This is a genomic window from Streptomyces sp. NPDC001492, assembly GCF_053597275.1.
On sequence record NZ_JBSFHW010000001.1, the window covers coordinates 109,471 to 129,527 of the forward strand.

General features: G+C 70.9%; 12 protein-coding genes and 3 pseudogenes. 10 read left to right on the forward strand and 5 right to left on the reverse strand.

The genetic code is table 11. From position 1 onward, the window contains the following. The first annotated feature begins 67 nt into the window (after positions 1-67). Positions 68-1,594 carry an SDR family oxidoreductase gene (locus ACWC1K_RS00620; protein ID WP_450827550.1) on the forward strand — a complete coding sequence of 509 codons (1,527 nt, stop codon included), beginning with the start codon at positions 68-70 and terminating at the stop codon, positions 1,592-1,594. A gap of 16 nt (positions 1,595-1,610) precedes the next feature. Beyond that, positions 1,611-2,978: a cryptochrome/photolyase family protein gene (locus tag ACWC1K_RS00625; protein ID WP_450827552.1), complete on the forward strand. Its 1,368-nt coding sequence runs from the start codon at positions 1,611-1,613 to the stop codon at positions 2,976-2,978. 58 nt (positions 2,979-3,036) lie between these two features. On the opposite strand, the gene ACWC1K_RS00630 is transcribed toward ACWC1K_RS00625, so the two are convergent. From ACWC1K_RS00630 to ACWC1K_RS00645, 4 genes and pseudogenes are all read right to left on the reverse strand, one after another. Then, the gene (locus tag ACWC1K_RS00630) at positions 3,037-3,477 is read right to left on the reverse strand and encodes a nitroreductase family deazaflavin-dependent oxidoreductase (protein ID WP_450827554.1); all 441 of its coding nucleotides are present in this window, start codon (positions 3,475-3,477) and stop codon (positions 3,037-3,039) included. Between the two features lie 209 nt (positions 3,478-3,686). Then, positions 3,687-6,005 carry a SpoIIE family protein phosphatase gene (locus ACWC1K_RS00635; protein WP_450827556.1) on the reverse strand — a complete coding sequence of 773 codons (2,319 nt, stop codon included), beginning with the start codon at positions 6,003-6,005 and terminating at the stop codon, positions 3,687-3,689. A 204-nt stretch (positions 6,006-6,209) separates the two neighbouring features. Next, complete coding sequence (locus ACWC1K_RS00640; RefSeq protein WP_450827558.1) at positions 6,210-6,452, reverse strand: hypothetical protein; 243 nt, start codon at positions 6,450-6,452, stop codon at positions 6,210-6,212. Continuing rightward, a pseudogene (locus ACWC1K_RS00645) lies at positions 6,404-6,868 on the reverse strand (helix-turn-helix domain-containing protein); the annotation flags it as partial. The pseudogene ACWC1K_RS00645 and the gene ACWC1K_RS00640, both read right to left, overlap by 49 nt. A gap of 1,099 nt (positions 6,869-7,967) precedes the next feature. On the opposite strand from ACWC1K_RS00645, the gene ACWC1K_RS00650 reads away from it, so the two are divergent. From ACWC1K_RS00650 to ACWC1K_RS00680, 7 genes and pseudogenes are all read left to right on the forward strand, one after another. Then, positions 7,968-9,176 (forward strand): hypothetical protein, encoded by a 1,209-nt coding sequence (locus ACWC1K_RS00650; RefSeq protein WP_450827560.1) that lies wholly within the window; start codon positions 7,968-7,970, stop codon positions 9,174-9,176. 110 nt (positions 9,177-9,286) lie between these two features. Next, positions 9,287-10,486: a fructose-specific PTS transporter subunit EIIC gene (locus tag ACWC1K_RS00655; protein WP_450827561.1), complete on the forward strand. Its 1,200-nt coding sequence runs from the start codon at positions 9,287-9,289 to the stop codon at positions 10,484-10,486. A gap of 596 nt (positions 10,487-11,082) precedes the next feature. Further along, positions 11,083-11,727: an RNA polymerase sigma factor gene (locus tag ACWC1K_RS00660; protein WP_450827563.1), complete on the forward strand. Its 645-nt coding sequence runs from the start codon at positions 11,083-11,085 to the stop codon at positions 11,725-11,727. Then, positions 11,724-12,809, forward strand: a complete 1,086-nt coding sequence (locus tag ACWC1K_RS00665) for a CU044_5270 family protein (RefSeq protein WP_450827565.1) — start codon at positions 11,724-11,726, stop codon at positions 12,807-12,809. The genes ACWC1K_RS00660 and ACWC1K_RS00665 overlap by 4 nt, the downstream gene beginning before the upstream one ends. Then, on the forward strand, positions 12,810-16,181 hold the full coding sequence (locus ACWC1K_RS00670) for a S8 family peptidase (RefSeq protein WP_450827567.1): 3,372 nt from the start codon (positions 12,810-12,812) through the stop codon (positions 16,179-16,181). It abuts the gene before it with no gap. A gap of 13 nt (positions 16,182-16,194) precedes the next feature. Next, positions 16,195-16,480, forward strand: a pseudogene (locus ACWC1K_RS00675) (site-specific integrase); the annotation flags it as partial. Between the two features lie 355 nt (positions 16,481-16,835). Then, positions 16,836-17,902: pseudogene (locus ACWC1K_RS00680) on the forward strand (DNA polymerase III subunit beta family protein). Between the two features lie 385 nt (positions 17,903-18,287). Here ACWC1K_RS00680 and ACWC1K_RS00685 read toward each other — a convergent pair. Then, positions 18,288-18,983: a TetR/AcrR family transcriptional regulator gene (locus ACWC1K_RS00685; protein WP_450827569.1), complete on the reverse strand. Its 696-nt coding sequence runs from the start codon at positions 18,981-18,983 to the stop codon at positions 18,288-18,290. A 92-nt stretch (positions 18,984-19,075) separates the two neighbouring features. Here ACWC1K_RS00685 and ACWC1K_RS00690 point away from each other — a divergent pair, with 92 nt between their 5' ends. Beyond that, the gene (locus tag ACWC1K_RS00690) at positions 19,076-19,741 is read left to right on the forward strand and encodes a class I SAM-dependent methyltransferase (RefSeq protein WP_450827571.1); all 666 of its coding nucleotides are present in this window, start codon (positions 19,076-19,078) and stop codon (positions 19,739-19,741) included. Positions 19,742-20,057 lie beyond the last annotated feature (316 nt).

The following is a 20,057-nucleotide window of genomic DNA, read 5'->3' on the forward strand; positions in this document are numbered from 1 at the left end:
TGAGAGCCATGACGTTTCCTGCGCCCCGGTCCGCAGGCCGTCGCGGGACACAGCGCACTCGAAAGGCATGCGTGCGACCGGCATGACCGACGACGACCGGCCGCTGCGCTGTCTGGTCACCGGTGCCACCGGTTACCTGGGTGGCCGGCTGGTGCCGGAGTTGCTGGCCGCCGGGCATTCCGTGCGCTGCCTGGCCCGCTCGCCCGGCAAGCTGCGGGATCATCCGTGGGCCGGGCAGGCGGAGGCCGTGCGCGGGGACGTGACGGACGAGGGCGCCGTGCGCGCGGCCATGGAGGGCATGGACGTCGCGTACTACCTGGTGCACGCGCTGGGCACCGGTCGGGGCTTCGAGGAGACCGACCGGCGCGCCGCCCGGATCTTCGGTGAGCAGGCGCGGGCCGCCGGAATCCACCGGATCGTCTACCTCGGCGGACTCAGCCCTTCCGGAGTGCCCGAGCACGCACTCTCACCCCATCTGCGGTCCCGCACCGAAGTGGGCCGCATCCTCCTGGCCTCGGGCGTGCCGACCGCCGTACTGCGGGCAGCCGTGATCATCGGCTCGGGCTCGGCCTCGTTCGAGATGCTGCGGTACCTGACCGAGCGGCTGCCCGTGATGGTGACCCCGAGCTGGGTGCGCACCCGCATCCAGCCCATCGCCGTCCGCGACGTGCTGCGCCTCCTCGTGGGGTGTGCGAGGCTGCCGTACGACGTGAACCGCGGCTTCGACATCGGCGGACCGGACATCGTCACGTACGAGGAGATGATGCGGCGGTACGCCGTCGTCGCCGGGCTGCCGAAACGGGTCATCGTCCCGGTTCCGCCGCTCACCCCCCGGCTGTCCAGCCTCTGGGTCGGTCTGGTCACCCCGGTGCCGGGCGCTCTCGCGCGCCCGCTGGTCGAGTCGCTGAGGCACGAGGTGGTCTGCGCCGAGCGGGACATCGTCCGTTACGTGCCGGACCCGCCGGAGGGACCGGTCGGTCTGGACCGGGCGATCCGGCTGGCTCTGCGGCGTGTGCAGGACGCGGACGTCGCCACCAGGTGGTCCTCGGCCTCGACTCCGCGCGCCCCCAGCGACCCGCTGCCCACCGACCCCGACTGGGCGGGCGGGAGCCTCTACGCCGATCACCGCGAGTGCACGGTCGCTGCGCCGCCGCAGGCGCTGTGGCGGGTGGTGGAGGCGATCGGCGGCGAGAACGGCTGGTACTCCTCGCCGCTGGCCTGGTCCCTGCGGGGCCGGCTGGACGCTCTGGTCGGCGGGGTCGGTCTGCGCCGGGGCCGCCGGGACGCGACCAGGCTGCGGGTCGGCGACAGCCTGGACTTCTGGCGAGTGGAGGAGATCGAGCCGGGCCGGCTGCTCCGGTTGCGCGCGGAGATGCGGCTGCCGGGCCTGGCCTGGCTGGAGATGACCGTCGACCGGGATCCACAGGGGCGCACGGTGTACCGGCAGCGGGCCCTGTTCCATCCGCACGGTCTGGCCGGGCACGCCTACTGGTGGGGCGTGGCCCCCTTCCACGCCGCGGTCTTCGGCGGCATGGTCCGCAACATCGCCGCCGCGGCCGAATCGGCTGCCGCCGAACCGGCCCGTACTCACTGAGGGGGCTCGAGGAACGGTGAGCGTCTGCGTCGCCCTGTTCACCGCCGACCTGCGGGTGCACGACAACCCGGTCCTTCAGGCCGCTGTGAAGGACGCCGAACGTGTGGTCCCGCTCTTCGTCGTGGACAGCGGCATCCGCCGCACCGGCTTCACCGGACCCAACCGCGCGGCGTTCCTCGCCGACAGCCTGGCCGATCTCGACATGGCCCTGCGGGCCCGGGGCGGCCGGCTGGTGGTGCGCGTCGGTGACGTGGTCGAGGAGACCTGCCGGGTGGCGGCGGAGACGGGGGCCGCCGTGGTGCACATCGCGGGCGGGGTGAGCCGCTACGCGGCACGGCGCGAGGACCGGCTGCGCGCGGAGCTCGTCGGCGCCCGACGCGAACTACGCGTCCACGACGCCTCGTTGACGGCTGTGCCACCGGGGGCGCTGACGCCCGTGGGCAAGGACCACTTCGCGGTCTTCACCCCGTACTTCCGCCGCTGGGAGAGCTTCTCCGTGCGCGGCGTCCTGCCGGCACCGGACGCCGTACGGCTACCGGACGTGGGCTCGGCCGGCCTTCCTCGCGCGAAGTCCCTCGCGTCGGGCTCCACCTCGCCGGGCCTGCCCGCCGGCGGGGAATCCGAGGCCCGCCGCAGGCTGCGGTCATGGCTGGCGGGCCCGCTGTCCGCGTACGACGACCGGCACGACGACCTGGCCGCCGACGCGACCTCCCGGCTCTCTCCCTACCTGCACTTCGGCTGCCTCTCACCCACCGAACTGCTGCACCGGGCCCGCGCCCAGGACGATCCCGGTGCGCGGGCCTTCGTCCGCCAGCTCGCCTGGCGGGACTTCCACCACCAGGTCCTGGCGGCCCGCCCCGACGCTGCCGACCACGACTACCGGCCCCGGCACGACCGTTGGCGCCGCGCCACGAAGGAGTTCGAAGCCTGGCAGGACGGCCGCACGGGCTACCCCGTCGTCGACGCCGCCCTGCGCCAGCTTCGCCACGAGGGCTGGATGCCGGGCCGTGCCCGCCTGCTCGCGGCAAGTTTTCTCACCAAGACGCTGTACATGGACTGGCGGGCGGGAGCCCGCCACTTCCTGGACCTCCTTGTCGACGGCGATGTGGCGAACAACCAGCTCAACTGGCAATGGGTCGCCGGGACCGGCACGGACACCCGCCCGAACCGGCTCCTCAACCCACTCGTCCAGGCACGCCGGTACGACCCCCGCGGGGAGTACGTACGCCGCTGGCTCCCCGAGCTCAGCCACCTCGACGCCACCGCGGTCCACCGCGTCGTTCACCTCGACGCGGCCACCCGGGCGGGCCTGGACTACCCCGCCCCGATCGTGGACCTCGCCGCGGCCGCCACCCGCTTCAGGGAGCGGCGGAGAGCCGACTGACCTCCGTTTCGCCTTCGGAGCAAGGTGTGGCGAAACGGCCAGGACCGGCGTCGGGCTGCTACGCGGGTTCGAGCACGAAGACGGGGATCACGCGGTCGGTCTTCTCCTGGTATTCGGCATACGGCGGATACGCGGCGACCGCGCGCTGCCACCACTGGGCCTTCTCGTCCCCGGTGAGCTCACGGGCCGTCATCTCCCGGCGCCGAGAGCCGTCCTGGAGCTCCACACGCGGGTCGGACTTGAGATTGAAGTACCAGACCGGATGACGCGGGAAGCCGGCTTTCGAGGCCACGGCGGCGTAGCGTCCTTCGTGCTCCACACGCATGAGCGGGATCTTACGGATCTTGCCGCTCTTCGCGCCGCGCATCGTGACGATGACAACGGGCAGGCCCGTGTCCCACAGGGTCGTACCCTGCGTGCCGCCCGAACTCTCGTAGAGCTCGACCTGTTCACGAATCCACTGCGCTGGACTCGGCCCGTATTCGCCCTCAAGAGCCATCGCCTTCGTCCCATCGTCGCGTGCGGAGTATGCGGCGCAGTTCACCACCATCCTCGTGCCTGGGCGAGACAGGCGTGGACCAGGGCGAGCAGGTCCCGGTGGCGGTGGAGGAGGCCCGGCTGCCGGGGAGGAAAGCGGAGCCGCGCCCGTGTGCTGTGGGCCGCTGCCAAAGCCGGCCGTGCGGGTGCGGGACGCCAGGGCTTCGCCGGTCACAGCCGGAGGGAGAACCAGGTGGTCTTCCCCTGCTCGTCGGGGCGGACGCCCCAGTTGTCGGCGAGGGTGTCGACGAGGATGAGGCCTCGTCCGGATTCGTCGTCCTGGGCGGCCAGCCGTGGCTCGGGCAGGTGCGGGCTGAGGTCGCTGATCTCGACGGCGAGTTCGGTGGCGGTGTGGCGCAGGTGGAGGACGACAGGACCTTCCGCGTGCTGGACCGAGTTGGTGAGGACCTCGGAGACCAGCAGTTTCGCGTCGTCGGCTTTGTGGGCGCAGCCCCAGGCGGCGAGGGTCTCGACCACGAAGGAGCGGCCCGCGGACACCGCGGAGGCAATGGCCGGTAGTTCCTTACGTGCGATGTCCAGCGGGGCGGCGGGGAGCTGGGCCAGAAGGAGGGTGACGTCGTCGTCGTGGCCCTCGGCGTCCGGCAGCAGCGCGGCGAGTACGTGGTCGGCGGCATCCTCGAGGCCGCTGGAGAGCGTGAAGGCGTCGTCCAGGGCCGTGGTGAGCTTGTCGATCTGGTGCTCGATGTCGCTGCCGGGGGTTTCGACCAGGCCGTCGGTGTACAGCACGAGGGCGGCGCCGGGTGCGATGGCCGCGCTGGACTGCTGGTAGAGAATGTCACCGACGCCGAGAGGGGCGTTCACCGGTGTGGGAAGTCGGCTGACGCCGTTGCCGGCGGTGGCGACGAGCGTGGGCAGGTGGCCGGCGGAGCACAGGGTGACGGATCCGGCGTCCGGGGCGATGACCAGGTAGCAGCAGGTCACCAACTGGTCTGGGACATCGAGGTCGGCGACGACCGCGTCCAGAGCCTGCATGAGCTGACGGGGCTGCATTCCGGTCTTGGCCAGGGCATGGGCGGCGGAGCGCAACTGACCCATGACGGATGCCGCTTCCAGACCCCGGCCCATGACGTCACCGATGAGGACGCCGACCCGGCCGGCGCCGAGCGGGATCAGATCGAACCAGTCGCCGCCCACACCGGCGCCCTGGGTGGCGGGCCGGTAGCGGCTGGCAGCGGCCAGGCCGGGGATGGCAGGCGGGGTGCCCATGAGGCTGCGCTGGAGGGTGAGGGCGATGTGCTTCTGCTGCCTGTACAACTCGGTGAGTTCGGCCTCGGCGCGCTTGCGGTCGCTGATGTCACGGACGATGGCGCAGGCGCCGACGACCGTTCCGGTGGCGTCCCGGGTCGGCCACAGGGTGACGTCGACATCGAGCATGACACCGGTACTGGTGACCCGCAGGGTTTCGAAATGCTCGATCTTCTCGTCCTGCCGCAGCCGCTCCAGCAGCTGGATGATCTCGTCCTTGCGCTCGGGCGTGGCCAGCATGGACACGTGCTGCCCGACGGCTTCCTCGGCCGTGTAGCCGTACAGCCGCTGAGCGGCGGTGTTCCAGTACGTGATGCGCCCGTCGAGCGTCTTGGCGAGGATCGCATCCTGAGAGGACTCGACCAGGGCGGCGAGCTCGGTGATGCGCGCCTCGGCGGCCTTGCGTTCGCTGACGTCCCGTACGGCCGCGGAGACGAGGAGCCCGTCAGCCGTCTCCAGGGGGCTGAGGCTGATCTCGACGGGGAACTCGCTGCCGTCCTTGCGCAGTCCGTGCAGTTGGAGCCCGGCCCCCATCGGCCGCACCTGCCGGGTGGCGGCATAGCCGTCCCGGTGCCGGGTGTGGTGGGTCTGGAACCGCTTGGGCACCAGCAACTCGACCGGGCGGCCCAGGAGTTCGTCGCGCCGATAGCCGAAGAGGGCTTCGGTCTGGGCGTTGACGAGCCTGATGGTCCCGGTGTCGTCCACGATCACCATCGCGTCCGGGGCCGCCTCCAGCAGTGCCCGGAACCTTTCCTCGGCGGCCTTGCGTTCGCTGACGTCGCGGACGGCGGCGGAGACGAGGAGGCCGTCGGCGGTTTCCAGGGGGCTGAGGCTGATCTCGACGGGGAACTCGCTGCCGTCCTTGCGCAGTCCGTGCAGTTCGAGCCCGGCCCCCATGGGGCGCACCTGCCGGGTGGTGGCGTATCCGTCGCGATGGGTGGCGTGGTGGGCGTGGAAGCGGCTGGGGATGAGGATCTCGACAGGGCGGCCGAGGAGTTCGTCGCGGTGGTAGCCGAAGAGGGCTTCGGTCTGGGCGTTGACGAGTCTGATGGTCCCGGTGTCGTCCACGATCACCATCGCGTCCGGGGCCGCCTCCAACAGCCCCCGAAACCGGTCCTGGACTGTTCCGGGCGTGCTCGGACGGTTCGTGGTGCCGCGTCGGCGGCCAGCCTGCTCGGCACGTCCTGCTCTGCCGGTCGACCCTGATGTGATCGTGTCGCTCATGGCGGCCCCAACTGACTGGCAGGTTGCGGTGAGTCGGGCCATCCCAGCGCATCCCGGTCATGCCCGCCCCGGTCTGCCCCTTATTGGCCCCGGGACGGCCGTACCTGCCTGCTTGCGACCGGACGCTGTTCCTGTCTGGCGAAAACGAGAGGGGGGACCACGATGTCACTGGTCACAAGCGTCCGACGCGTTTTCGGCGCATGTTCAGCGGCCGCAGGCCACGAGGACCAGGCGCTGGGTGTCGGGCAAGCGGCTCAGCACGGCGAGGTCGATGGCGGTGATGGCAGGCGCGGTGGCGAGGACTTCCTCGAGTGTGAGGATTTCCTTGAGTGTGGCGATGATGGTGGAGCCCATGGACGTCAGCCACCACAGGACGCGATCGCGTGTGGTGAGGTTCTTCAGCGTCGGCCGTCCGCCGGGCGCCAGGCCGGGCGTCTGGGTGGGCATCGAGTCGACGGGGTCACTCCCGCCTCCGCCGCCAGGTGCCGCCGCAGCGAGGTGGCGGTGGCGAACCCGACCTCGTGGGCGACCCGTTCCACTGACAGGTCGCTGGACTCCAGCAGGTGCCGCGCTCGCCGCAGCCGTTGCTCGGTCAGCCAGCGGCCGGGGCTCAGATCGGTTACCTCAAGGAAGCGGCGGGCGAAGATGCGGGTGCTCATCGCCGCGTGCTCGGCCAGCTCGTCGAGTGTCAGAGGCAGTTCCAGCCGTTGCAGCGCCCCGTCGCGGGTCGGCCCGGTGCCGGTGTCGCTCACTGGCGGCGGTAGCGGCCGCTCGATGTACTGAGCCCGCCCGCCTTCCCGGTAGGGCTGTACGACGCAGCCGCGGGCGACCTGGTTGGCCACCTCGCTGCCGCGGTCCTGGCGGTCTCAGCCTGGGAAGCGACGGTGCTTGAACCGGCGCTTCAGCTCTGACCCGCAGAGATGCTGGCCCGCTGGGTGGCCGTGCGGGTCGAATCGCACCGTTGTCGACCGTTGGTACCCGCCCGTATGGGCACGGCGTTCTGGATGGGCGGGACATTGCGTGAGCGCCCGTGGGCGGCCCCGGGCCGGGGCCGCCCACGGGTTCTTCATCCGCCCGCACCTTCCTGGGCCCCGGAGACACCAGATGGGCGCAACCCCCCGACCGTCGCGCCGGCTGTTCCTCGGCATGGCCGCGGCCGTGCTGTGTCTCTTCCGCCGTCCGGCCCGGCAGCTGACACCCTCCCTCGCTCCGGCCCGGATCCGCTCCTGCCGGAGGGCATCCCCGCCGGCGCGTTCGGGAACGAGAAGGCCGCTGACCCTCACGCGGGGCTGCACACCCGCCGGTACGGGGCGTCAGGAACGTAGGTCTGCCACTGGGCCGGGCTGAGGCCGGACCCGCCTGTGCGGGCGCACACCCGCGACAGGGCGTGGGCAGGGTCGAGGTCGTACCGCTGGAGGGGGACACGGGCGCTGCCCGCGTACAGGGTGGTGCCGCGTAGGGGGCGTAGACGGCGGTGACCATGTTGGTCTTCCGCGGCCTGCGGGTCGCGTTCGATCCGGTGTCCTCGTTCGGCCGGCGCCCGTCACCGGGATGGCCTGGCCCGCCATGCGCCGCTCGTCGACTGCCTCACCGAACACTGCCGACTGCGTGCGCTGACCTTGCACGCCGTGTTCACCGCCCGCGAGCGGTCCGGACCGTGCGGTCACCGGTGGCCACGCGGGAGGACTTTCTCACAGCCGGGTGTCATTTCCGTCTGTCGGACAGCTGTGAGTCGGCTGAGATGCCACTGCCATGTACGACCGCTTCCTTGCTGCCACCGGGGCGAACGGCCCCCGGGCGAAACACCCGAACCAGTCGCCGGGCAGGAACCGGGATACCCATTCACATGCGATCCCCACTGTTGCTGTCTGGCGCGGCACGCACGGTTCAGTCAGCCCGCGGCACCAGCAGTGCCACCACGGGCACCTCGGCCGGTCCACCGAGCACCAAGGAAAGACACAGATGAAACCGACAGCAAGAAAGAAGTACCTCGCGCGGGTCCTGACCGCGACCGTCGCCGTCGGCGCGCTGCCGATGATCTTCGGCGTGCCCGCGGCGTCCGCCACGCCGGACTCGTCGTCGGACACCCCGAGCCAGGCACAGTGGCAGGCACTCGACAAGGTCGCCACCGCGAATTCCGCCCTCGGCGTCTACGGGCTCACCGACACGGTGCTGATGCTCCCCGCGGGCACACCGGCCGCGAAGAAGGCCAGGGTCGAGGCGGAGATTCCGGCGGGGATGAAGGTCGCCGTCAGGATCAGCAAGTTCACCAAGGCCGAGAAGGACCAGGTGGTGAAGTCCGTTTCGAGCGGCCAATGGAACAAGACCGGGGAGCAGCTCGGCCTCGCCGCCGCGTACGACGGCCAGAAGGACAAGGTGCAGGTCGCCGTCGAAGGACCTCGATCCGCTGCGGGCGTCTTGCAGAAGCGTTACGCGGGCAAGGTCGAAGCCGGTCCGGGGCGAATGACCCCGGAGTGGGGCCGATACGACGACGCCATCCCCTTCTGGGGCGGCAGTTCGATCAAGGCTGTAGGCGGCGGCACCTGCACGGCGGGTTATGCGGTCTGGGACAAGGCGACCAACGTGACCAAGATGGTGACCGCCGGTCACTGCCAACAACTCTTCGGCAAGTGGCAGACCCAGGCCGGCAAGGACTTCGGCACCGTCGAGCGGCGGGACACGAACCTGGACGCCGAACTGATCAGCGGCAAGCAGTACAACGGCACCATCTGGACCGGCGGCACCGCGGAGAGCGACAGCAGCCTCAAGGTCGTGAGCTGGAGCGGCTGGACCTTCCTGGGCAGACAGCTGTGCGTGAGCGGACAGACGACGTTCAACCACTGCGGACATCCGGTCAGCGTCAACGGCGTGGCGGTCAACTACTCGGCCTTCGGCCAGAACCACACGATCAACTCCGACGCCGCCTACATGATGGACCGTGGCGGGACCGACCCGTGCCACTGCAACGGCAAGTTCACCGCCCCCGGAGACTCCGGCGCACCGGTCTACGAACAAGGCTGGAACGCGGACACCCCGGGCAACCAGGCAGCGACCATCATGGGCCACCACTTCGGGGCGGTCTTTTTCGGCGGCGCCAACCGAATGGTCAACGTCAAGCCCGGCCAGGTCCTGGACAACTGGAACCTCCGCATGGCGTACGGGTCGAGCTGATCTGAGTGGCGCTCCTGCGCCGCCGGACGGCCGGCACCCCTTCGAGTGCCGGCCGTCCTCCTCGGCTCCACCCACCCCACTGCTCCTTCCCGTGACCGGAGTTTCGCATCATGTCTCACCCCGAGAACCGCACCACCCGCACCGCCGTCCCCATGGATCGGGACCCGATCAGCGGCAACCACCTCGGTGACCGCTCGGTCGTCGTCCGGTTCGGCCGATGGCTGGCAGGCAGCACCCATTACGTCGGCGCGCTCGTCGCGATCGGCGGCCTGCTCACCTTCCTGGCCTACGCCGTCGGCGGCGTGGAGGTCGCCGGGAACGCGGGCACACTGCTCAACGACGGGCCGCTGACCCAAGCCGACTCCTGGGCCGCGCTGATGATCCAAACCGGCGCCTCCGCGCTGCTCCTGCTCACGCCCGTCGTCGGCGGCTACGTCGCCTACGGCATCGCCGGGCGGCAAGCGGTCCTTCCCGGTGTCATCGGCGGCGTGGTCGCCATGGTGTCGATCGGGGGTTTCCTCGGCGGGATCGCCTCCGGCGTGCTGGCGGGCGTCACAACCGCGGTGGCGCGGCGGATCAGCGGCCGTCTGGCCCAGCGCGGCACCGTCTCGATCGTGCTCGCTCCCACGGTCGCCACCGCGGTCACCGCCGCCGTGATCTTCGAACTCGTCGGACCACGCGTCAGCGACCTCGTGGACGCGCTGCACAACGAGCTGCCGCCACTCACCTGGGCCAGCGGCCCGGTACTGGGCCTGGTCCTGGGGCTGCTGGTGACCGCGGACCTCAGCGGCACGATCAGCAAGGCCGCCATCGCGTTCGCCGCAACCGGCGTCGAGGTCGCGCCGAACAGCCTCAATTTCACGATCATGGCGACGGTCATGGCCGCGGGCATGGTGCCGCCCATCGCCCTGTCACTGGCCACCCTCGTGCGCGGCAGTGTGTTCACCCCGGCCGAACGCAGCTACGGCAAGGTCTCCTGGTTGTTCGGCGCCGCCTTCGTCCACGAGGGCGCTGTGCCGTTCGCGTTGGCCGACCCGCTGCGAGTCCTGCCCGCGACGCTGGCCGGCGGTGCCGTCACCGGCACCCTGACCATGACGTTCGGCTCCACGATGACCAGCACCATCGGCGGTGTCTTCGCGATCGGCAAACTCGGCTCGCCCCTGCTCTTCGCGGGCGCGGTGGCGGCCGGCGTCCTGGTGACGGCCGGCGCAGTGGTCGGCCTCAAGAGCCTGCGGCGCGCGGTGCCGGCAGAGACCAACGCGCGAGCCGCCACCCGGCGTACCACCAAGATGGATGCCTCGATGGCATGAGGACGCACCGACGTGTGACGTCGTCGACCCGGTCGCTCGTGCCGGGTCAGACAGACCGGCGACCTTGGTCGCCGGTCTCCGTCGGTGACAGCCTTCACCGGGCACCAGGAACCGGAGCGACTTCAAACAGCACCACGTGCGAGTCAGCACCCAAACGTATCGCCGAGCACGCCTTCACCCCACTGCTCGAGATCTCCCCACACACCTTCTCGGCCGCTCCGGGCCGCAAGTGTTGCGGCCCGTGGGCGAGCAGCTCTGCCGAAGCCCGGGCCTGGTGTGCGTACGACGACAGCAGCGCCGTTCACCGTCGGTGAGACCGGTGCCCGCCCGTGCCGGCGGGCGTTGCCGGATCAGCCTGTTCCGCGCCCGTGTTCGGCCTCGACACCGCCAACAGCTTCTCGACCAGCCTGCGCACCCCCGGACCGGGTCCCGCATCAGATCGGGCGCCTTGCTTTCGGTCCTCGCAGCCTGAGCGGTGCGCGGCTGAGCGGCTGCCATGTCCACCGAGTCCTCGTGCGGTCACCGCCCCGGTGACCTGTGCGACAGCTGTGACGTGTCTCACCGGAACTCGCCCGCACCGGACGTCAGTTCAAGACGTGACCACAGATATGCGAACCCGGGTGCGAAACGGAGATCCGGACGCCTTCGCGGAACTCTTCGACGCGTGCGCCCGCTCGGTGTACAACCACGCCTTCCGGCTGACCGCCGACTGGTCGCTGGCCGAGGACGTGATGTCGACGACCTTCATGGAGGCGTGGCGGCGCCGCGCCTCGGTCGAGGCCGAAGGCGGCTCGCTGCGGCCGTGGCTGCTGGGCATCGCCACCAACGTCGCCCGCTCCCACCACCGCAGCAACCGCCGCTACCGCAACGCGGCGAGCGCCGCGGCCGCCGCGCACGCCGCTGAGGAACGGGTCGAGGACCACGCCGAGGAGACCGCCGGACGCCTGGACGACCGGCGCCGTATCAACGCCACGCTCGCCGCCCTCAGCCTGCTCAAGCGTCCCGAGCGTGAGGTCCTGACGCTGTGCCTGTGGGAGGGGATGGAGTACGCCGAGGCGGCCCGCGCTCTCGGCATCCCGGTCGGCACCGTCCGCTCCCGCCTCTCCCGCGCCCGCGCCAAGCTGCGCAAGCTCGCCGATGCGCAACTCCTCGGAGAAAAACGGGAACCCACCCGCACGAACCGGCAGATAACAGGTGATCGCGGATACGCGGTCCGGTCCGCACAGGAAGGAAACCGATGAACGCCAGCCCCTCCCACCGGCCCCACCCGGCCGAGTGGACGGAGACGCAGAGTCTGCTGCCCTCCGCCGAGCGGGATCTGCCGGCGGGCCGCCACCAGTTCCACAAGGAGCAGATGATGGCCCGGATCCACGAAGACCTCCGCACCTCCTCCCGTACGTCCGCCACCTCTCCGGTCGCGCCCCTGAAGCGCTCCAACCCGTTCCTGCGCCGAGCGGTCCTCCTGCCCGCCGCGGCCTTCGCCCTGGCCGGCGCGGTCGTGGGCGGCCTCGCCCTCACCGGCGGCGGGGCGGACGACGGCAAGGCCACCCTGGCCACCGGCCCCGCACTGACCACCAGGATCGGCGCCGCCGACGCCAAGGGCGCCCCCCAGCTCCTCGAACGCATCTCCCTGGCCGCCGCCGACACCTCCGCGCCCACCCCGCACAAGGGCCAGTACATCTACATCGCCTCGAAGGTGGCCGACACCTACATCAAGACCGTCGGCGACAAGAGCGAGGCGGTCAGCGACGAGCTGCACTCCCGCCAGGTCTGGAACTCCCTCGACGGCAGGGACGGCTGGCTGATCGAGGCCGGTCAGACCAGCGACAAGGGCATCACCCTGAAGGGCGACACCCCGTTCAGCGGCGCCTACAACGCCCTGGCCGCGCTGCCGACCGACCCCGACGCGCTGCTCCAGCGGATCTACCGCGAGTCGGACGCCGTCCGGGACCCCGAAGTCCCGCGCGACCAGGCCGCCTTCGTCGCGATCGGCGATCTGTTGTTCGAGAGCTACCCGCCCGCCGAGGTCGGCGCCGCCCTCTACAAGGCCGCGGCCAAGATCCCCGGAGTCGTCTCGGTGGATGACGCGGTCGACGCCACGGGCCGGCACGGTGTCGCGATCGCGCGGGAGGACTCCGGCAACGGCGAGCGCATCGAGTGGATCTTCGACAAGAAGACCCTGCGGTTCCTCGGCGAGCGCATCGTGGTGGTCAAGGCCACGGCGGACAATCCCCTCAAGGTCGGTACCGTCACGCACACCAGCGCGATCACCGAGCGCGCGGTCGTCGACGCCAACAAGCAGCTCCCCGGGCAGGTGAGCTGAATGCGCGACAGAACCACAAGCGCCTCGCTGGCAGCCCTGCTGGTGGCGGGGCTGATGACGGGCGTCTCGGTGGCGGCCACGGGCTCCGGCCTCGGCTTACGGACGCAGGACACCGTCACGGTCGCGGCGCCCGGCGGCTCCGTCCTCGGCGCGCGGACCGCCGGCTCCGCCTCCGCGACCGGCCGGTACGTCACCCTCCTCACCGGCGACCGGGTTCTGCTGGACGCCCGGGGCCGGGTGACGGGCGTACGGCGGGCACCGGGCCGTGAGCACGTCCCGGTGTCCGTGCGCGGCGTCGGGGGCGATCAGTACGTCGTCCCCGCCGACGCCGCCGCCCTGATCGGCCAAGGCGTCCTGGACATGCGGCTGTTCGACGTCAGCGGCCTGATACGCGCCGGTTACGACGACACCCGGCGCGGCACGCTCCCGCTGATCGTGTCGTACGAGGGCACGTCCGCCCAGCACAGGAGTACGCAGAAGTCGCTGGTCGCGGACGCGGACGCCACCGTGCGTCGGGAGCTGCCCAGTGTGGCGGGCGCCGCGATCACCGTACCCAAGGCCGGGGCCGACGACATGTGGCAGGCCCTCACCGAGGGGAAGGGAGTCGCGCGGGTCTGGCTGGACGGCCGGTTCAAGGCGCCGGCGGACGAAGACGGCGCAAGGGCCGGGGAGGCGGGCGGCGGCGTCGCGCAGATCGGCGCCCCGGCCGCCTGGGCGGCCGGATACGACGGCAAGGGCGTCAAGGTCGCCGTCCTGGACACCGGCATCGACACCACACACCCGGACCTAGCCTCGGCGGTGACGGCAGCGAAGGACTTCAGCGGCACCGGCAGCACCGACGACAAGGCCGGCCACGGCACGCATGTCGCGGCGACGGTGGCGGGCTCGGGAGCCCGCTCCCGCGGGCGCTACAAGGGAGTCGCACCCAGCGCGAAGATCCTCAACGCGAAGGTGCTGAACGACGACGGCGAGGGCACCGACTCGTCCGTCATCGCCGGCCTGGAGTGGGCCGCCGGGCAGGGCGCCAGGGTGGCCAACCTCAGCCTGGGCCAGGCCGACACCCCGGGGGAGGACCCGGTCGAGGCGGCGGTGAACGCCCTCTCGAAGAGCACCGGCATGCTCACCGTCGCCGCGGCCGGCAACGAGGGCCCCGACGCGGGAACCGTCGGCTCCCCGGGGGCCGCGGAATCGGCGCTCACCGTGGGCGCCGTCGACGGCGAGGACCGGCTCGCCGAGTTCTCCAGCACCGGTCCGACCGCCGACAACGCGCTGAAACCGGACCTCACAGCACCGGGCGTGGCCATCGTCTCGGCGAGGGCGGCGCACGGCCACATGGGCGACCCGGCTGCCGACGGCTATGTCTCCATGTCCGGTACGTCGATGGCGACGCCGCATGCCGCGGGGGCGGCCGCGATCCTCGCCCAGCGGCACCCCGACTGGACCGGCGCACAGATCAAGCAGGCGCTCACCGCGTCCACCACCCCGACCACCGGCGCGACCGTCTACCAGCAGGGGACGGGCTGGCTCGACGTGTCCCGGGCACTTCAGGGGACGGTGGCGAGCGAACAGACCTCCGTGTCCTTCGGCAAGCAGCTGTGGCCCCACACCGACGACCGGCCGCTCACCCGGCACATCACCTACCGCAACGACGGCGACCACCCCGTCACCCTGGACCTGACGGCCACCGCGACCGGCCCCAAAGGCAGTACGGCCCCCGAAGGCATGTTCACGCTGAGCACCACACGGCTCACCGTCCCGGCGGGCGGCACCGCCGGCGTCGACCTCACCGCGGACACCCGCGTCGAGGCGGCGGACGGCGCCTACTCGGGCACGCTGGTCGCCACCGCGCGGAACGGCGCCGACCCCGCGGCCGTACGGACCGCCTTCGGTGTCGTACGCGAGGCCGAGGCGTACGACCTCACCCTGAAGTTCCTCGACCGCGACGGTCGGCCCGTGAGCGCTCCGCTGACCGAGATCCTCGGGTACTCGGGCACGTACTGGACCACGAACCTCGCGGACTCCGAGCAGATCTCCCAGGGCGTGTACCGGGTGCGGGTCCCGCGCGGCGACTACGTCGTGGACACCGTGCTGGAAGACGCCGAGGGCACTTCCGCGCTGGTCCGGCCCCGGCTCTCGCTCACCGGCGACACCACGGTCGTCTTCGACGCGCGCAAGGCGAAGCCGGTCCGGATCACCGCGCCGCAGGGCGCGAAGATGTCCGACGGCCAGCTCAACCTCGCCGTGGGCCCCGGGGACACCGGGAGCGAAGCGCACAACAGCACCCTGTTCTGGGGAACGTTCAAGAACCTGCGCACCGCGACCCTGGGACCGACCGCCCCGGCCGGAAGGCTCAGCACGCAGCTCGGCGGCCTGTGGCAGAAGGGCAACACCACCTACCACCTCCTTTACAACCTGCCCGACCGCTTCCCCACCGGCTACCGGCACACCACGCGCATGAACGAACTGGCCCTGCTGAAGCGCAACTTCGGCTCGTCCGCCGCGCACAGCAAGGGCATCGTCAACGTCCTGTGGACCGGCCCCACCCTGTCGCTGGGCACGGTGAGCGACCCCTTCCCGCTGCCGACGACCGCGAAGATCTACGTCACCACGCCCAAGGGCTTCCAGTGGACGGCCAACCTGGGCCAGCGAAACGCCTCCGGGGACGACGACGTCTTCTACGGCACGGAGAGCGCGAGGGCGTACCAGGCCGGCCGGACCTACGCGGCCACGTACAACGTCGGCGTCTTCAGCCCGATCACCGGCGGCCCGTACGGCGCACAGCGCGACGGCGACACCCTCGACCTGTGCGTCCCCGACCTCGCCGACGGGAGCGGACACCCCGCCTCCTCCACAGCGAAACGCCACACCACGGTGACCGCGGACGGCAGCACCCTGCTCGACAACGACGGCGACCTCTGCCAGACCGTGGAGAAGCTCCCGTCCCTCCCGGCCCGCTACACGATCCGAACGAACCTGACCCGCCCGCCAGGCGTGGCCACGACCACGACCCGCCTGACAGCGGCCTGGACCTTCACCTCCAGCCCCTCCGACCCCACCCCCCTCCCCCTCTCCACGGTCCGCTTCCACCCGAAACTGACCCCGACCGGCACGGCCCCCGCGGGCCGCCGCACCACGATCCCCCTCTCCCTCCAGGGCCCGGCGGCCACCCACCTGAAATCCCTGACGGTGAAGGTCTCCTACGACGCCGGCAAGACCTGGTCCCCCGCCCCGGTGACCACCACCCACGGCAAAAGGACCCTCACCCTGACCCACCCGGAAAACGCCCGCTCGGTCTCCCTCACATCCACCCTGACCGACACCACCGGCAACACCTACGCGGTGACGATCCTGAAGGCATACCTCCTGACCTGACGTGGTCCAGACACTCCTCGACGCGGTCACGCATCACCCGGAGCACTTCGCCGCTGCCGACCGAGACCCACGTTTCCGTCGATCCGCAGAGGCGGGCAACTGCGGCGGAGGGACGACTGGTGAAGGCTCGGAAGGCTGCGGTGTCACGGCCGAGTTGCACTTCCACGACCTTCGGCACACGGGCAACACGCTCGCCTCGACGGCGGGAGCCGGCACCCGGGAGCCGATGACGCATGGGCCACAGCAGCTGCCGAGCCGCGCTGATCCACCAGCACATGACCAGCGACCGGGACCGGTCCAGCGTGCAAAGTGCCACAGCCACGTCATCGAGGGTCCCCACCGCCGGGGCTGTCCGGTTTGGAAGCGTTTATCGTGCGGCGCACCACACTGGCCAATCGCGCCAGCGCAAATCCCCAGGAACTGATCACCGCCGCGCGCCTGCCGTCCGCCCGCGCGGACGGCGAGGATTGCATCGGCTCCAGTGCCGCAGTGCCGTAGTCGATGGCTGCCTTGCCGGAACGGGACTCGTCCGGGCCAGACCATGAGGACATGTGCATTCAAGGCCAGTGGGGTCGTACGTCGTGAGATGGGCTCCCGAGCCGGGTTGACCCTCGACCTTGTGCAGGGCCCAGAGTGCTGGGTGTGGAGAACGACATGCGCAGCATCGGCGAGATGGCCCGTGACAGCGGTCTGGGCGTGAGCGCCCTGCGGTTCTACGACCGTGCCGGTGTGCTGGTCCCGGCCTGGGTGGATCCGGTGAGCGGTTACCGCTGGTACGAACCCGAGCAACTCGAAGAGGCGCAGCTGCTGCCCGCTTGCGCCGGGCCGGGATGCCGCTGGCGGACATCCGGCTGGTGCTGGCCAGCTGGTTCGGGGCGGACACCGATCTGGCCCGGAAACTGCTCAAGGCACACCTGCGCCGCCTCGAACAGGGACTGTCCGATGCCCGCAGCGAGTTCTCCGCGCTCCGAGCACTACTCGATCACAGGGAGAACGTCATGACTTCGCTCCGCATCGCCACCGTCCGGCTGTCCATCGCCGCGTCCGACCTGGCAGCCGCGCTGGACACGGTCCGTTTCGCAGCGAGCACCGACCCTGAGCTGCCGATGCTCGGCGGGGTCCTGTTCGACATCGAGGGCGAGAGCCTCCACGTCGTGGCCACCGACCGGTACCGAATGGCTGTCGCGCACGCCGGTATCGCCGGGTACGACGGGAACCGAGTGCAGGTCATCGTGCCCACCCCGCTCGCGGACGCGATGCGGGCGCTCTTGGACGGCGAGGGAGCCGTGCGGCTTTCTGTCGACGGTGACCGTGTGACGCTGGAGACCGGGGACAGGCAGGCAGCCGGCCAGTGCCTCGACCACGACTTCCCCGACTACCGCCGTCTCCTCCCCCAGGCTGCAGGGCGCCGTGCCGTCGTCGAGGCGGCGGCCTTCCAGGAGGCTCTGGAAACCGGTCCCGTCCATTCTGGAGAGGCCGGAGCGCACGAGCTCAGCGTGCTCAAGGTGGTGGATGGCGGCACGGTGACCCTCTGCTCTGACGGTGATGAAGACCCGAACCGCGTCGCCGTCAACCGTACGTTCCTGCTGGACGCACTGGCCGCCGGGGCCCGGGACCGACTGATTCTGGAATTCGGCGCCCCCACAGTGCCGATCGCCATCCGCCGGCCCGACGACGAGAGCACCTTCTCGATCCTTATGCCGGTCCGCCTCGAGGACTGACGGTGCACTCACCCTGATCCGGCCCGCACAGACCAGTCAGACGCAGCCGAATCAGGGTGCCGGGCGACCCGTTGCCGGCGACGCTCCGGGGTCGGCGGAGTCGATGACGGGCGAGGAGACGGCGGGGGTGAACCACTGCCGCGCCCAGGCGGATTGCACGGTGAGCTGGGGGCTGGCGGAGATGTCGGCGCCGCCCTGTCCGGTGGCCGCTGCGAAGGAGGACGAGTCCGGATAGCCGGTACCCGCCCACGAGTAGAGGGGGCCGCCGCTTTTGGGGTCGATGGCCCGGTCCCTGAGCGCTCACGACCTCGTGTACCGAAGTTGAGGAGGAACGGGCGACCCGAGGAACGGAGAACTCATTTCACGCGGTCTGTCACAGGCAGCTTCATGGTCGAGACACCCTGGGAGCCGCGGACGAGCCGATGTCCGCGCCGCCAGGTGTCACTGGGCTGTCGGGGCGGCCGGCAGTGGCTTCAGGCCGCAGTGCCCTCAATGCCATCTTCGTCATCTCGGCCTCCACGGTGACCCGGTCCGGGACCACGCTCGCGCGGAAGGCACGCCCGGCCAGGAGAGAGACGAGCCACCAGGCAGCGGTGTGCGGGTCGAGGTCGTCCCGCACATCGCCGGCCGTCTGACCGCGGCGAATCAGCTCCGCGAGCGTGTCGGCGAAGTGCTGGTGCACCTGGCGCAGGGCCTCGCCGAGGTCAGGGTCGTGGGCCAGGGCGGTGGCGTCGGCGAAGAGGAATCCGTGCGCGCCGGGCTGGTGGAAGCGGTCCATGTGCGCCGGGTCGAGGAAGGTCGCCAGCACTTCGGGGACCGGGCGGCCCGCGTCGGCGGCATGGTGCAGGAGTGCGGAGACCGCGTCGGTGGCATGGTCCAGGGCCGCCCGGTACAGCGCGGCCTTGGAGCCGAAGTTCTGGAAGACCACCGGTTCGCTGACCCCGACCTTTTTGGCGATGTCGGAGACCTTGCCGCGCTGGTAGCCGGTCTCGGAGAAGACCTCGGTGGCCGCGGTCAGGATCGATGCGCGCCGCTCGGCTGCGGGCAGGCGGGTGCGCGTGCGGGGGCGGTGCTCGGTCACGACAGCCATCGTATGCGGCGCCCTTGCGGCTTTTCTTAGTCGGGACTAAGTTAGGAGTCGCACTTAGTCGTGACTAAGTTATGGAGCGGGTCATGAACCTCGGGCAACTCATGCAGGGCAAGCAGCACGCGGAAACCCCCGGCGTCACCATCGCAACCCCGCGCGCGTACGAACTCTTCGGCGACGTCTGCTTCTTCGGCCGCCGCGGTCGCGCCTTCACCCGCCTCGCCGAACTCAGCGGCGCCGAGCCGGGCCACCAGGTCCTCGACGTCGGCTGCGGCACCGGCTACCTGACCCGGCGCGTGGCCGCGCGGGTCGGCCCGGACGGAGCGGCGACCGGAGTGGACCCCTCGACGCCGGTCCTGGACTACGCCCGCCGGAGGAAGCAGCGCCCTGGCAGCGCCGCCTGTACGTACCAGGAAGGCATCGCAGAGGCCCTCGACCTGCCGGACGCCTCCTTCGACACAGTCGTCACCAGCCTGATGCTCCACCACCTCCCGGAGGACCTCCGTCCCGCGGCGCTGCGTGAGATGCGTCGCGTCCTGCGACCCGGCGGGCGGCTGCTGGTCGTGGAGTTCCGGCCGCCGAAGAGCCGGATCGGCCGCCATCTGGTGCACGGCGGTGCGGGCCACGCCATGGCCCACAACCGGGTGGACCTCCTGGAAGGGCTCATCACGGACGCGGGCTTCGAGGTGACCGGGCAGGGCGAGGTGCGGCCCTGGCTGTGCTACGTACAGGCGCAGCGCACGCGGCACTGACAGGGCGCCGGCCCAGCCCTCATGATGGGCAAGTCATGGTGACTTCAACCCTTGGGTCCCGCCTGTGCCGTTCCGGTGACGTACCGGCCGCGATGCGGGTTGCGGCTGTCCGGGCGGCCGTGTTGCGGCGACGGGGACGGTACTCGCGGTCGCGGGGCACCGCGTCGTGTTCGACATGTTGCCTTCCTGGGGAGCCCGTGGGGCCCTGGCCGGCCTTCTCTTCGTCGTGGCCTTTCCCGCTGCCGGGCAAGAGAGCTCGCCCACACGGCAATTGATTGTCGCTTTCCTGGGCCAGGCGTTCGGAGTCTGCTGGTTC